Source organism: Buttiauxella gaviniae (assembly GCF_040786275.1).
GTDB classification, from domain to species: domain Bacteria; phylum Pseudomonadota; class Gammaproteobacteria; order Enterobacterales; family Enterobacteriaceae; genus Buttiauxella; species Buttiauxella gaviniae_A.
Genome location: NZ_JBFMVT010000002.1, coordinates 352996 through 366202, shown reverse-complemented (window position 1 = coordinate 366202; position 13207 = coordinate 352996). Strand labels below are relative to the sequence as shown.

Below are 13207 nucleotides of genomic sequence, written 5' to 3'. Positions count from 1 at the left end.
ACCGGTAGGTTTACTTAGCTCACAGCTTTCATTTTTCAGGTAAGCGAAAATAAAAAAAACTGTTATTCTGAAATGAGTTACACGGTCACACTGAGATCACAATGAAATACCAACAGTTGGAAAATCTCGAGAGCGGCTGGAAGTGGACGTATCTGGTTAAAAAGCACCGCGAAGGCGAGTTAATCACACGTTATATCGAAACCAGCGCGGCACAAGAAGCCGTTGATGAACTGCTGCGTTTTGAGAATGAGCCTGTGCATGTGTTGAGCTGGATAGAGCAGCATATGAATCCAGAACTCCATAACCGCATGAAGCAAACTATCCGTGCTCGGCGTAAACGGCATTTTAATGCTGAACATCAGCATACGCGTAAGAAGTCCATTGACCTTGAATATCTGGTCTGGCAGCGGTTAGCGGGGCTTGCTCATCGTCGAGGGTGCACACTCTCAGAAACTATTGTGCAACTGATTGAAGATGCAGAACGTAAAGAGCAATACGCGAATCAGATGTCTACTCTAAAACAAGATCTCCAGGCCATGCTTGGCAAAAAGTAATGCTTAAGCAGAGCTGTTGCTTTCCCTTCAGAGAACAGAAAAACAAAAACCCCGCCGAAGCGGGGTTTTTTATAACGGTAACTTAGTTAGCTTATGCAGCAGGCTGAGTTACAACGTCTTTGATACCTTTAACTTCGATCTCTACGCGACGATCTGGAGCCAGGCAATCAATCAGTTTAGCTTTAGGAGCTACGTTATCACAGGTGTTGCCAGTAACTGGGTTAGATTCGCCCATACCGCGTGGGGAGATCTTGTTAGCTGGGATACCTTTAGAGATCAGGTAATCAACAACAGACTGTGCACGTTTTTCAGACAGTTTCTGGTTGTATTCGTCAGAACCGATACGGTCTGTGAAGCCCAGAACGACAACTGAACCGTCTTTAGGATCCAGGTTGCTCAACTGAGTATACAGTTGATCCAGTGCCTGCTGACCTTCTGGTTTCAGAGTCGCTTTGTTGAAGTTGAACAGAACGTCAGACTTCAGAGTGAAGTGCTTGGTCTGTACTTCTGGAGCTGGAGCTGGAGCCGGAGCTACAACTGGAGCTGGAGCATCGTACTGACCGAAACGGTAAGAAACACCAACACTCAGCATGCCGTTGTCTGGACGAGTACCAACGGTAGCAGCGTCACCGATGTTGTTGGTCCACTGGTATTCCAGGCGAGTAGCGATATCGCGGGTAACAGCCCACTCGATACCACCAGCTGCCAGAGGAGATACGCCAGTGTCGTGATCGCTTACACGGTTACCAGCAGCATTCAGAGCTGTAGAGTCTGCACGCCATACCATACCACCCAGACGAGTATAGATGTCCAGGTCGTCATTGATTGGGTAGCTCAGTTTGGTAGTCAGTTGAACGCCTTGCGCTTTGAAAGCACCGTTTTCAACGCTGCCTTTGTATGGCATACGACCTAACCAGTCGTAACCCATTTCAAAACCAACATACGGGTTAACCTGGTAACCACCGAAAGCACCTGCACCCAGCTGGCTTTCATGAGTTGGGCCATTACCGATGCCGCTATCATAGCCGTTCTGGTCAGAGAAACCGGTATCATGGAACTGGGACCAACCCAGTTTGCCACCTGCATACCAGGTGTTATCTTTCGGTGCGGCCTGCGCTACGGTAGCGAAGCCAGCCAGTGCCACTGCAATCGCGATAGCTGTCTTTTTCATTTTTTGCGCCTCATTATCATCCAAAAAGGCCATGAGCTTTAAAATCGCTCTAAAGCCCAGGGTTAAATCCTTCGCCCGAGTTTATGCTCACTTGTTACTCTACCGATTAGTCGGTGTTATGGAAGAGCAACCCTGGCGAGCTAAAGTCTACAACGTAGTTGAAAACTTACAAGTGTGAAGTCCGTCAGGCATATGAAAAAAAACGACTTGTGTACACATTTTCTAACAAGTTTGCCTGAAATTCACTCGCTCAAAATTCGGTAGAAGGCCGTCTGGAGCGGCTTGAGACGCGGATTCTTGATAATTCACAATCAATTGTACAGAACTAAGAAAAAGTTCCAGGATTTCTCTTAAATTTACTTAATGATACAAACTAGAATGAATTTTTAGCCCACTTCGTGGTCGACGACCTGTTTCCGAGGTGCGCATTGGACGCATAATGAAGCCAAGAGCATTACCCATTTCTGCGGCAGAGGATAGCTGCAAATGTTCTTCATCAGTCAATTCTTCTGGTAACCAACCGATAACAACACTGTAATTTCCTGTCTGCAACGCTTTTACCATAGCATCAACGGTAAAAAGTGGATCGAGTTGACTCACTTGCATCACTTTCGCTAATGGAAGCCCCGCCGATTGCACCCACTGACGACTCAATTTCTGCTGCGGCGTTAACCACAACTGCCAGCGTGATTGCTGACCAAGCTGCTGAAGTAATGGCAATAACACCAACTGCGTAATCCATGGCTGATCTTCGCTGTAGATCACTTCACTGATCAACCCTTTTATGTTGTTACCTGCTGATGGCTGAGCCGTAGAACCTGGAACAGTGGCAACGTGAGTTAGAACGTTATGTGAATGCATAGTTAATCCCGCCTGATGGGTTACTGTATGAATATACAGTAATGCCTGTCAGGCCAAAGATCAATCTAAATTTCGGAAAGCATATCGCAATTTCATCACGTAATTCTGCGGAAAGAGAGAATGTGATTGCCGCCAGCCCTTGGGTTAATTATTTTCACGTAACTAGAAACGGTAATAAGCCGTTTTATTATGTTATGGCATGATATTTAAGGATATATTCATGAAAAAGCGGTCATATGCAAGGATTCATCAATCAAAAGAATGTCTATCTTCACTGGGTGAAATTAACTACCGCTCACTGTTTGGCGGGTATAGCTTAACAATTGATAATGTCGTTTTTGCAATGGTTTCTGAGGGGGAACTCTACCTGCGCGCATGCGAACAATCAGAAGTTTACTTTGTCAAAAAAGCGGCAGAATCGCTGGTTTATAACAAACGGGGTCGAGCTATTGCGCTGAATTATTATCATGTCGATGAGGGGTTATGGTGCGATAGAGAAAAGTTATTGCAGCTTTCAACGGATGCTTTGTTTAGCGCCCGGCGTGAAAAGTCTCGCCAGAAAACACAACAACGGCTTAAAGATTTGCCTAATTTAACGCACAGCCTGGAAATGATGCTTTGGGAGGCTGGTATTGCGGATGTGCGCGCCCTTCATGCTTATGGAGCGAAACGTTCATGGATAAAGCTAAGGAATGTGAACAAAGCGCTTGGTGTCAGAGTGCTATTGGCTTTAGAGGGGGCGATTTGCGGTATTCATGAAGCGGCTCTCCCGGCAGCAACACGCCGGGAGTTGGTGGAGTGGGGGCATCTTTACCAGCGACGTCACACTCGTTAATCGTGCTGCTGTGACATAAGTTGCTGGAGACGCGATATTTCCGGCAGTAGCGCAACCAGCAAACCAACTTGCTGAAGGACTAATGGCTCTTTGGTGTCTGGTTGCGGCTCAAGAGAAGTTATTCGCTGGGACAACCCCTGCAAAGCTTTTTGAACGCGAATTTCATCTGCGGGCAAATGATGTAACGCATCATCGACGTAACACACTGCATCATCAAGCAGCAGCAAAATATCGTCGTTAGTGAGTTTTTCGCGGTGTGCACCTAAGGCCGAGATATAACTGTTAAAGGTGTGGTTCAGGCACAGTAAGCGAAATGCGGTTTCTTGCATCTCAGATGAAACACGCGGTTCAGATGACATATTTGAGACCACAGATGCCAGTTCAGCATCTTTGTTATGCGCATCCCGACGTGCAATACGGTACTCGAGCCGGTTATCCCGGCCCTGGTGGTACTGCTCAAGAATGGCATCTAAATAGCGGCAGTTCGCGTTAAATGCCCGCTCAACAACCAGCGGTAATCGCCGGAAACGCCAGTCAGGCCAAATAAAGCTCACCGCAGCCCAGGCAATCGCACACCCTAACAAGGTATCGAAAATTCGCGGCATCGCGACTTCAAACCCTTCGCCCAACAGGTTAAAGCAAAGCAATACCAGCAAGGTGATAAACATCGTGGCATGCGCATATTGCACATTCCGGAAAGCAAAAAAGAGCACACCGGTAATAACGATTAAAACCAACTGCCCTTCAAGCGAGGGAACGAAGTACAGAACGGGTAGCCCGATCGCCACGCCCACCAGTGTGCCGATAATTCGCAAAGCCAGGCGGCGGCGAGTGGCGCTATAGTTTGGTTGGCATACGAAAAGGCTGGTCAGCAATATCCAGTAGCCGTGTTTTAGCCCGGTAAACTGGATAAATGCATAGCCGATGCATAACACAACGGACATACGCACCGCATGGCGAAACAGTGCAGATTCCGGTGTAAGGTTGCGTTTCAGACGCAGCCAAATATCATCCAGGCCCGTTAAGCGGTCATCGGCCAGACGGTTTTCAATATCACGCTCAGGAGCAGCAAGGGCCTGTTCAGATTCAATGGTTGCTAATTGGGCATCTATAGCGCGCAAATTGCTCACCAGGAAGCCAAGTGCTTTTAATTCGACGTCCTGCGTCGGGTCGGCTTTCAGCCTTTCAATGGCGGCTTCAAGATGCGTAAACGCGCGCTCAAAACGGGGATCGTGCTGATATTTTTCACGCAATAGCACGGAGCGCGAAAGCTGCAAACAGGCCTGGGACTGCATAGTTAACAGACGTTGAAAGCGGAACATGATATCGCTGTAGCGGAATTTATCACGCAGGGCCTGGTACTGAATGTGTGAGGAGCTGGCGCGTTCGTGAATATCCTGCGCAACAAAGTAGTAATGCAGCGTACGGCGCGTGCCGCGCTGACCACGATCCCCGCGTAAGCGTGTGAGTAATGAACCTTTAGTTTGGTTCAGCATTGTCACAAGCTGGCTATTGGCCATCGCAAGTTCAAGCATTGGTGCCTGACTTTCGTCTTCAATATCAGGATCGAACAGCGTGGCTTTGATTTCCAGATAGCGTGCAAGGCTCTCGTAACAGCGAGCCAGGTTATCTTGCAGCGGGCGAATCGGGAAAATGAGATGCCCGGCAAGCGTCAATAAGTTGTACCAGATGGCGCCTGCCAGCAGGAGAATAGGCTGCTGATACCAGTGATCGTACAGAGAAATACCGAGCATGGTATAGATAGCAATAAGCAGCGCACCAAAGGCGATAGTGGCGTAACGCTGGCCTAATCCGCCAAGAAGAATAAACCCGCTGGTGGAGACCATAAGCCCAATGCCAAACAGCACGGGCCAGGGGAACAACAACTCTACTGAAGCTGAAGCGATAAAAAAGCTAATCAGCGTAATCAGTAAGTTGCGTAAACGCCCGGCGAGTCTGTCATCTAAATCTGCAAGCGCTGCGGCAACCACACCGAGCGTTAAGGGAATGGTCAGTTTGACTTCACCCAACCACCATGGGAACGCTGCGGTTCCCGTAAGCGCAATGAAAATGCGTAAGTTATAGAGCCAGGTACTGTTCCAGGTATAGCGCCGCAGAATTGGACTAAGCATTAATTCTCACTACTCTTGTCAGATTTACTGGAAACGTCGGCTTGCATTGGCAACACGAGCAGCCTGCGCGGTTTCAACAGAAACGACACGACGGCCTACGGGCCAAAGCGCAATCGCGGCAATTTTGAAGTTAGCGATGCCCACAGGAATGCCGATAATCGTAATGCACTGGGCGATACCGGTGAAGATGTGCAGCACACAAAGCCACCAGCCAAAAAAGACCAGCCACACAATGTTCAGCAGCGTTCCACCCGTATTCATAATGGCGCTTTTGCCCTGCGGATTTAGCTCGTCCACATGAATAGCTTCGTTACCATAAGGCACGAACGAGAGTTTGGTAATTTCCCAGCAGGAACGAGTCAGCGGGAGCGTGAAAATAAAAATGATACTGACAAGAGTGGCCAGCAGCCAGGAGAGGGTGGTAAGAAACCCGCCCAGTACAAAGTTCAAAATATTAAGGACTGTACGCATAATCACTCTTCGTTGGCTTGAGTTTGGACAAATGAATAACCGCAGCAATTGTAACGCGTTTTTACTCTGGAGCGTCATTCCTTCGGCGGGTAAACTTAACCACAACCACTATTTTGGATCGGGCAAAGCGTAATGGAACTGAAAGCGACCTCCCTGGGTAAACATTTGGCGCAACATCCCTACAATCGTGTGAAACTGCTGACTGCGGGGGTAGAAGTAAAGGGAGAACGCCATGAATACCTTATTCCATTCAATCAGTTAATAGCCATTAATTGCAAGCGCGGTCTGGTTTGGGGGGAGCTGGAATTTGTCCTGCCCGATAATAAAGTGGTCCGTCTACACGGCACTGAATGGGGCGAAACGCAGCGCTTTTATCATCACTTGAATGATTTATGGCAGCGCTGGAGTGCGGAAATGAGTGAGGTAGCGGCACAAGTGCTGCACCAGCAATATGCAGAGATAATGCGCCGCGTTCAGCAAGAAAAATGGTTCAAACGCAGTGATATGCAGGCCTTGCAGCAAGACGTGCGCGCTGCGTTTTCGGCTTTACCTCTGCCGCAGGCTCGACTCGAAGATTTTGATAATTGCCGTGAAGTCTGGTTGCACTGTAAAGCCTGGCTTGAGCAGGGTGAACAGCGTCGCCACCAACGCAATACGGCTTTCACCAATCACATGCTTGATAAATATGCGGATTTCTTCCAGCAAATTGAGAGCTCCCCGCTAAACATCTCCCAGGCTCGTGCCGTCGTCAATGGTGAAGATTCGCTGCTGGTGCTGGCGGGGGCGGGGAGCGGTAAAACATCTGTTCTGGTGGCGCGTGCGGGTTGGCTTCTGCAACGCGGCGAGGCCAGTGAAGATCAAATTTTATTGCTGGCATTCGGGCGTAAAGCCGCACAGGAGATGGATCAGCGCATCGCTGAACGCTTACATACCGACGCTATTTCAGCCCGTACGTTTCACGCGCTTGCCCTGCATATTATTCAGCAAGGGAGCAAAAAAGTACCGCGTGTAAGCGATCTGGAATCCGATACCCGCGCCCGCCACCAGTTGCTCATTGAAAGCTGGCAACAACAGTGCCGCGAGAAAAAAGCGCAGGCAAAAGGCTGGCGTGAATGGTTAAGTGACGAACTACAATGGGATGTTCCCGAAGGCGAATACTGGAAAGATGAGCGTTTAGCCAAACGCCTGGCAAGCCGGTTAGACAGATGGCTGGGACTGATGCGCATGCAGGGTGGCTCGCAGGCTGAAATGATCGCTTCTGCACCGCCTGACGTTCGCGACCTCTTTGCGAAACGCGTCAAGTTAATGGCTCCGCTGTTAAAAAGCTGGAAAACAGCCCTGAAAGCCGAAGAAGCTGTCGATTTTTCAGGGTTAATTCATCAGGCCATTAATGTGCTGGAAAAGGGGCGATTTATCAGCCCGTGGAAGCATATTCTGGTGGATGAGTTTCAGGACATTTCACCGCAGCGTGCAGCTCTGCTGGCGGCATTAAGAAAACAAAACTCGCGCACCTCGCTCTATGCGGTCGGAGACGACTGGCAGGCAATTTATCGTTTCAGCGGCGCTGAAATGACGCTCACCACCGCGTTTGCTCATCACTTTGGCGATGCAGATCAGTGCGCGTTAGATACAACCTACCGGTTTAACGATCGCATTGGTGAAATTGCCAACCGCTTTGTGCAGCAGAATCCACATCAGCTTGCTAAGCCATTGAACAGCCTGTCTAAAGGCGACAAAAAATCGGTGACCTTACTGGCTGACGATCAGTTAGAAGCGTTGCTAGATAAAATGAGCGGATATGTAAAGCCGGAGCAAAGCATTCTGGTTCTCGCTCGGTATCATCATTTAGGCCCCGCGATTCTGGAAAAAGCCGCAACGCGCTGGCCGAAACTGGCGATCGATTTTATGACCATTCATGCCAGCAAAGGCCAGCAGGCCGATTACGTGATCGTGCTCGGGCTACAGCAGGGTAAAGAGGGTTTCCCGGCGGTGGCGAGGGAGTCGGTCATGGAAGAGGCATTGTTGCCGCAGCCGGAAGCATTTCCGGATGCCGAGGAGCGGCGATTACTCTATGTGGCAATGACGCGGGCCCGTCATCGTGTCTGGTTATTGTTTAATAAACAGGAACCGTCCAGTTTTGTCGAGATACTGAAACAGCTTGGCGTGCCCGCGGCAAATCGACCGTAATTACTTCAGGCGATCCGCCATATAACGTGCGTAATCGGGGATCAATATTTCGACCGGGCGATCAAAGCCCGGAGACTGAATAATAAAATCAGCGGTCGATAAGTTTGTGGCTACAGGAATGTTCCACACCGTTGCCAGGCGTAGCAATGCTTTGACGTCCGGATCGTGTGGAACAGCGTTAAGCGGATCCCAGAAGAAAATCAGCACATCTATTTTCCCTTCAGAAATCAATGCGCCAACTTGTTGATCGCCGCCCATTGGGCCGCTCAGCATGGCATTGACCTCAAGGCCGCTGCCGCGATGAATGAGATTTCCGGTGGTGCCGGTGGCATACAACACATGATGGGCGAGAATAGCTTTATGACGCTCGACCCATTTCAATAGCGCGTCTTTGCAGTGGTCATGCGCAACCAGCGCAATATGCTTTTGTTCCGCCAGGGTGCGGGTGGTTAATTCCATCGGTTAATCCTGATTGATTTGTCTTGGCTACAGCTTACTGGAAGTGATTGTTGCTGCAAGAGAAGGGAGTCAAAAATACGCGCTTTGAAAGGCAATTATTGTGCAGGGTTTTCTTTCACCCATTGTAAGAAGCGCTCGCGGGTCGGTTTATCAGCCTGTAGAAACCAGTAACGTAAACGTTGCTCCGTTAAGGTTTCAGACTGGCGGGGTGGGGCGTCAAGCTCAGAAACATTCGACAGTAACGCGCTGTCATCTGCTATCTTCGTCGCGAATTTCAGAATTGACGCCGTTTTCCCCGATTTGTTGTAGTTCTGAGTATCCTGCTCGTAATTTATTCCCTGAGGCGTTGCTTTGACCGGCAAAATATCCATTTTCAGCGGAATGACGACCGAGTCACCATCCAGCAACTGAAGATGAGGGGCATGATCAAACTCATCGCTCTCTTTATCGCTGTCAATTCGTGGCAAATTAAAATTGACCTGACTGACATCTTTGGTATCGAAACTCACAATCAAAGGTGGGGAGATATATAGACGCTGTTCACGTGTGCTGGTGCGAATATTTTTTTCTACGCGAAACACCAACTGATGCGGGCCGTTATCCAACTCCAGGCTATCTGCGCCTCTTAATAAAGAACTGGAAACTTTTTTTCCGTCGAGTATCAATAAATCTATATCTGTGGACAGACGCAAGGTCGTCGCCCACGAATTGTGCGGCAAAAGAAGGAGCCAACATATTGCGATTAAGAACGCAGTTCTCATCAATTTCTCCTGCCTTGGGTAAGTGGAACCATTCCTTGCTGAATGTATCAAAATTTTTCAGTCAAGCGGTTCATTAACATATAGACATATTCTCGGAAATTGCTCTACTACCTGCGTATGGGAAAGATGGTGAGTCAGTAACGTATGGCATACACTTTTGATTACTGAGTCCCGGCGGAGAATGTGATGAAACAGGCAGATATCGAAACTATTCTAAAAAGCACCAAAACTATTGCGCTGGTGGGAGCCAGTGATAAGCCCGATCGCCCAAGCTATCGGGTGATGGCATATTTGCTGGATCAAGGGTACGAAGTGATACCTGTATCACCTAAAGTGGCCGGCAAAACGTTGTTGGGGCAGCAAGGCTATGGCTCGCTTGCTGATATTCCCAAAAAAGTCGATATGGTCGACGTATTCAGAAATTCAGAAGCAGCATGGGAAGTGGCGCGTGAAGCGATTGCTATCGGCGCAAAAACGCTGTGGATGCAGTTAGGCGTTATCAATGAACAAGCCGCTGTGCTTGCGCAGGATGCCGGTTTAAACGTGGTGATGGATAAATGCCCGGCGATTGAAATTCCCCGCTTAGGCCTGGCTAAATAATAAAAAACCCCGCAGCGCGGGGTTTTTGCTAATTACGCAGGCGAGGTGCCTGAAGCTGTTGCCGTATCGAAGCCGCCAATTCATCCATCGACGGTTGTTCGGGATGCTCGTCTTGTGACTCCCCACTTAACTGGGCTTCAGCAAGATAGGTGTGAACAGCCTGGCCATCATCATCTTCCATCACTACATGATACCAGGGCGCACGACGGAGGGCATCGTTGTCGGCCAGTTCATCGTCTGCGGGCTCATCGAGCGAGTATTCCGGATCGATATCGACCACCACTCCCAGATACCCCAACAGCGAATGTCGAACCTGCTGGCCAATGCCGAATTTGCTGGCAATCATAGTCACCTCCTGAGAAACGTTACTGCAACTAATGTGCGGGCAAGTTTCTACTTTTCAAGTTACATGACGCGACAGGCAAACCCTTTCAAATACAGCCCTTCCGGGTAGGTGGCGATCACCGGGTGATCGGCGGCCTGACGGAACTGCTCTATAAATTGTACATCACGCCCGGCATCTACGGCGGCATCAGCAATGATTTTCTGGAATAAATCCGTCGTCATCAGCCCTGAGCATGAGAACGTCATCAGAATGCCGCCCGGGTTCAACAGCTGAATCGCCAGCATATTGATGTCTTTATAGCCACGACACGCGCCCATAAGCTGGTTCTTGTTTTCGACGAATTTCGGAGGGTCCATCACGATAACGTCAAATTTCTCACCCTGATCGCGGTATTTACGCAACAGTTTGAATACGTCGTCACGCAGGAACTCGGCTTTGCTCAAATCAAGTTTATTCAGCTCAACGTTTTGCTTCGCAACATCAAGCGCATCCTGAGAGGTATCAACGCTAACCACCTGACGGCAACCGCCCATCAGCGCGGAAACGGCAAAGCCACCGGTATAGGAGAAGCAGTTCAAAACCCGCTTATCGTTCACATACTGACGAGTCGCAAAGCGGCTGTCGCGCTGATCGAGATAGTAACCGGTTTTATGGCCGCCTTTAATATCGACGAGCAGCTTCATGCCGTGCTCTTCGATTGGCAATAAATCTGGAGGCAGTTCACCGCTGACCGGGCCTTGCGTCAGTTCCATGCCTTCTTTCTTACGTACCGCGACATCAGAACGATCGTAAATCGCGCATTCCGGATAGAGGTTTTGCAGCGCGGCAACCAGAGCAGGGCGTTGATATTCTGCACCCGCAGAAAGCAGTTGCAGCACCAGGAAATTGCCGAAGCGGTCAATCGTTACACCAGGCAAGCCATCAGATTCCCCTGCAATCAGGCGGTAGCTGTCCAGGCCATCACGCTTCGCCAGCCATTCGCGCCACTGTTGTGCCTGCTGCAAACGACGAGTGAAAAAGGCGATATCGATGCTTTCATTGGCATCGAAAGTCCAGACGCGTGCACGGATTTGAGACGACGGGGAATAAGCTGCGCGTGCCAACCATTTACCCTGGCTGTCGACAACATCAATAGTTTCGCCGAGATTGGCTTTGCCTTCCATGCGTGCAACGGCACCAGAAAACACCCACGGATGACGGCGCAGTAACGATTTTTCGCGCCCTTTGGTTAACACTAAACGTACACTCATAATTTGCTATGCTTTCTTGCTAAGAATTGGGCGTCATTTTCCGGTTAACACCGGCTAAATGCAACGCAAGAACTCGAAACGGAGGAAGTTATGGCCACAGTATGTACACTCGCCTGGGTCCACGGCCTGGTTCAGGGGGTTGGGTTTCGCTACAGCACCCAGCGTGAGGGGTTAAAACTGGGTTTAACCGGTTATGCCCGTAACATGGATGATGGTAGCGTTGAAGTATTGGCCTGCGGTGAAGCGCAGCAGGTTGAAAAGCTTATTGCCTGGTTAAAAGCAGGCGGGCCGCGCAGTGCTCGGGTTGATAAAGTGCTGACTGAACCTCATCAACCCGATCATAACTGGTCAGATTTTAGTATTCGCTACTAAATGCACTTAACCGGCTTTGGCAGACCTGCAATTTTTGTTGCCTGCTTGGCCGGCCCTTTTGGAAATAAGCGGTACAGATAGCGGCTATTGCCTTTTTCTTCACCGAATTTGTTTGCCATTGCTTTGACCAACATACGAATTGCCGGGGAAGTATTAAATTCCAGATAAAATTCGCGCACGAACTTCACCACTTCCCAGTGCTCAACGGCGAGCGTAATTCCTTCTTTTTCAGCAATAATTTCCGCAAGTGGCTCGCTCCACTCCTGGCTATTTTTCAGATAACCATCGGCATCGGTTTCTATTTCTCGGCCTTCAAACATCAACATCATTATTCTTTGCTCCAGACAAACTGGCCGCAGTGTAGCAAATTTTACCGTGTCATAAAAAACAAAGCCCCGCGGATGCGAGGCTTTGATGCGTTTACTGGCAAGCGATTAATCGCGGCTTGCGAAGCCCAGAATGCTCAACAGGCTGATGAAGATATTGTACAGAGAAACGTACAAGCTCACCGTCGCGCGGATGTAGTTGGTTTCACCGCCACGGATGATGTTGCTGGTTTCAAACAAAATGGCACCGGAGGAAATAAGAATAAACACGGCGCTGATTGCCAGATGCAAAGCAGGCAACTGTAGGAAGATGTTCGCGACCATACCAATCAGCACGACCACCACACCTGCCATCAGCATACCGCCCAGGAAGGACATGTCCTTGCGGGTCGTCAGCACGTAAGCGGAGCAGCTAAAGAACACCAGCGCGGTGCCGCCCAACGCCATGCCAATCACATCGCCCATACCCGCTGAGATATAGGAATTTAGCATTGGGCCCAGGATATACCCCAGGAAACCGGTGAAAGCAAAAGCAGCAAGAATACCGGTAGGTTTATCTGCCAGACGGTAGGTCAAAAACATCAGGCCATACATGCCGACCAGCGTCAGAATCAGCCCCGGAGATGGCAGCATCAACACGGTGCTGGCGGTTGCGGTTATCGCAGAAAACGCCAGCGTAAGGCTGAGCAGGAAATAGGTATTACGCAGTACCTTGTGGGTACTTAGCAGTGACGAACGGTCACGCGAGGAAGTAATTATGCGATCCATTCAGCAACTCTCTCTTAATTGCAGGTGTATATGGTGACTGAGAATAATGGCCTCCTTTATTGCAAGGAAGCCTTTTTACCCATCTTTACCTTGCTCACATTTTAATAACAGACC

15 protein-coding genes are annotated in these 13207 nt (G+C 49.4%); 5 read left to right on the top strand and 10 right to left on the bottom strand.

Going from position 1 to position 13207, the window contains the following annotated elements:
• Positions 1–101: 101 nt before the first annotated feature.
• Positions 102–554, top strand: coding sequence for a macrodomain Ter protein MatP (gene matP, locus AB1E22_RS02430; RefSeq protein WP_367593922.1), 453 nt, complete (start codon positions 102–104; stop codon positions 552–554).
• A gap of 91 nt (positions 555–645) precedes the next feature.
• On the opposite strand, the gene ompA is transcribed toward matP, so the two are convergent.
• The gene (ompA, locus tag AB1E22_RS02425) at positions 646–1725 is read right to left on the bottom strand and encodes a porin OmpA (protein ID WP_367593921.1); all 1080 of its coding nucleotides are present in this window, start codon (positions 1723–1725) and stop codon (positions 646–648) included.
• A gap of 360 nt (positions 1726–2085) precedes the next feature.
• Positions 2086–2586, bottom strand: coding sequence for an SOS-induced cell division inhibitor SulA (gene sulA / locus AB1E22_RS02420; RefSeq protein WP_367593920.1), 501 nt, complete (start codon positions 2584–2586; stop codon positions 2086–2088).
• Positions 2587–2806: 220 nt separating this feature from the next.
• Between sulA and AB1E22_RS02415 the strand changes: the two genes are divergently transcribed.
• Positions 2807–3421 carry a TfoX/Sxy family DNA transformation protein gene (locus AB1E22_RS02415; RefSeq protein WP_367593919.1) on the top strand — a complete coding sequence of 205 codons (615 nt, stop codon included), beginning with the start codon at positions 2807–2809 and terminating at the stop codon, positions 3419–3421.
• Here AB1E22_RS02415 and yccS read toward each other — a convergent pair.
• Together yccS and AB1E22_RS02405 are read right to left on the bottom strand one after the other, a co-directional pair.
• The gene (gene yccS, locus AB1E22_RS02410; RefSeq protein WP_367593918.1) at positions 3418–5553 is read right to left on the bottom strand and encodes a YccS family putative transporter; all 2136 of its coding nucleotides are present in this window, start codon (positions 5551–5553) and stop codon (positions 3418–3420) included. The two genes, AB1E22_RS02415 and yccS, sit on opposite strands and share 4 nt — an antisense overlap.
• 24 nt (positions 5554–5577) lie before the next feature.
• A complete protein-coding gene (locus AB1E22_RS02405; RefSeq protein WP_367593917.1) occupies positions 5578–6024 on the bottom strand; it encodes a YccF domain-containing protein in 447 nt (148 codons plus the stop codon).
• 132 nt (positions 6025–6156) lie between these two features.
• Between AB1E22_RS02405 and helD the strand changes: the two genes are divergently transcribed.
• Positions 6157–8211, top strand: coding sequence for a DNA helicase IV (helD, locus tag AB1E22_RS02400; RefSeq protein ID WP_367593916.1), 2055 nt, complete (start codon positions 6157–6159; stop codon positions 8209–8211).
• Here the strand turns inward: helD and mgsA are convergent, their stop codons facing one another.
• Positions 8212–8670, bottom strand: coding sequence for a methylglyoxal synthase (gene mgsA, locus AB1E22_RS02395; protein ID WP_367593915.1), 459 nt, complete (start codon positions 8668–8670; stop codon positions 8212–8214).
• Between the two features lie 95 nt (positions 8671–8765).
• Positions 8766–9431, bottom strand: a complete 666-nt coding sequence (gene csgI, locus AB1E22_RS02390) for a curli synthesis inhibitor (protein WP_367593914.1) — start codon at positions 9429–9431, stop codon at positions 8766–8768.
• Positions 9432–9617: 186 nt separating this feature from the next.
• Here csgI and AB1E22_RS02385 point away from each other — a divergent pair, with 186 nt between their 5' ends.
• Complete coding sequence (locus tag AB1E22_RS02385) at positions 9618–10031, top strand: CoA-binding protein (RefSeq protein WP_367593913.1); 414 nt, start codon at positions 9618–9620, stop codon at positions 10029–10031.
• A 28-nt stretch (positions 10032–10059) separates the two neighbouring features.
• On the opposite strand, the gene hspQ is transcribed toward AB1E22_RS02385, so the two are convergent.
• Positions 10060–10377 (bottom strand): heat shock protein HspQ, encoded by a 318-nt coding sequence (gene hspQ / locus AB1E22_RS02380; protein WP_367593912.1) that lies wholly within the window; start codon positions 10375–10377, stop codon positions 10060–10062.
• Positions 10378–10436: 59 nt separating this feature from the next.
• Positions 10437–11627, bottom strand: coding sequence for a 23S rRNA (cytosine(1962)-C(5))-methyltransferase RlmI (gene rlmI / locus AB1E22_RS02375; RefSeq protein ID WP_367593911.1), 1191 nt, complete (start codon positions 11625–11627; stop codon positions 10437–10439).
• 90 nt (positions 11628–11717) lie between these two features.
• On the opposite strand from rlmI, the gene yccX reads away from it, so the two are divergent.
• A complete protein-coding gene (gene yccX, locus AB1E22_RS02370; protein ID WP_367593910.1) occupies positions 11718–11999 on the top strand; it encodes an acylphosphatase in 282 nt (93 codons plus the stop codon).
• On the opposite strand, the gene tusE is transcribed toward yccX, so the two are convergent.
• Both tusE and yccA read right to left on the bottom strand, forming a co-directional pair.
• Positions 11996–12325, bottom strand: a complete 330-nt coding sequence (tusE, locus tag AB1E22_RS02365) for a sulfurtransferase TusE (RefSeq protein ID WP_367597306.1) — start codon at positions 12323–12325, stop codon at positions 11996–11998. The two genes, yccX and tusE, sit on opposite strands and share 4 nt — an antisense overlap.
• A 108-nt stretch (positions 12326–12433) precedes the next feature.
• On the bottom strand, positions 12434–13093 hold the full coding sequence (gene yccA, locus AB1E22_RS02360) for an FtsH protease modulator YccA (protein ID WP_367593909.1): 660 nt from the start codon (positions 13091–13093) through the stop codon (positions 12434–12436).
• Positions 13094–13207: the final 114 nt, after the last annotated feature.

Excerpts from the sequence above, each read along its gene's own strand:
- matP (WP_367593922.1), top strand. The coding sequence starts at position 102 with ATGAAATACCAACAGTTGGAAAATCTCGAGAGCGGCTGGAAGTGGACG.
- ompA (WP_367593921.1), bottom strand. The coding sequence starts at position 1,725 with ATGAAAAAGACAGCTATCGCGATTGCAGTGGCACTGGCTGGCTTCGCT.
- sulA (WP_367593920.1), bottom strand. The coding sequence starts at position 2,586 with ATGCATTCACATAACGTTCTAACTCACGTTGCCACTGTTCCAGGTTCT.
- AB1E22_RS02415 (WP_367593919.1), top strand. The coding sequence starts at position 2,807 with ATGAAAAAGCGGTCATATGCAAGGATTCATCAATCAAAAGAATGTCTA.
- yccS (WP_367593918.1), bottom strand. The coding sequence starts at position 5,553 with ATGCTTAGTCCAATTCTGCGGCGCTATACCTGGAACAGTACCTGGCTC.
- AB1E22_RS02405 (WP_367593917.1), bottom strand. The coding sequence starts at position 6,024 with ATGCGTACAGTCCTTAATATTTTGAACTTTGTACTGGGCGGGTTTCTT.
- helD (WP_367593916.1), top strand. The coding sequence starts at position 6,157 with ATGGAACTGAAAGCGACCTCCCTGGGTAAACATTTGGCGCAACATCCC.
- mgsA (WP_367593915.1), bottom strand. The coding sequence starts at position 8,670 with ATGGAATTAACCACCCGCACCCTGGCGGAACAAAAGCATATTGCGCTG.
- csgI (WP_367593914.1), bottom strand. The coding sequence starts at position 9,431 with ATGAGAACTGCGTTCTTAATCGCAATATGTTGGCTCCTTCTTTTGCCG.
- AB1E22_RS02385 (WP_367593913.1), top strand. The coding sequence starts at position 9,618 with ATGAAACAGGCAGATATCGAAACTATTCTAAAAAGCACCAAAACTATT.
- hspQ (WP_367593912.1), bottom strand. The coding sequence starts at position 10,377 with ATGATTGCCAGCAAATTCGGCATTGGCCAGCAGGTTCGACATTCGCTG.
- rlmI (WP_367593911.1), bottom strand. The coding sequence starts at position 11,627 with ATGAGTGTACGTTTAGTGTTAACCAAAGGGCGCGAAAAATCGTTACTG.
- yccX (WP_367593910.1), top strand. The coding sequence starts at position 11,718 with ATGGCCACAGTATGTACACTCGCCTGGGTCCACGGCCTGGTTCAGGGG.
- tusE (WP_367597306.1), bottom strand. The coding sequence starts at position 12,325 with ATGTTGATGTTTGAAGGCCGAGAAATAGAAACCGATGCCGATGGTTAT.
- yccA (WP_367593909.1), bottom strand. The coding sequence starts at position 13,093 with ATGGATCGCATAATTACTTCCTCGCGTGACCGTTCGTCACTGCTAAGT.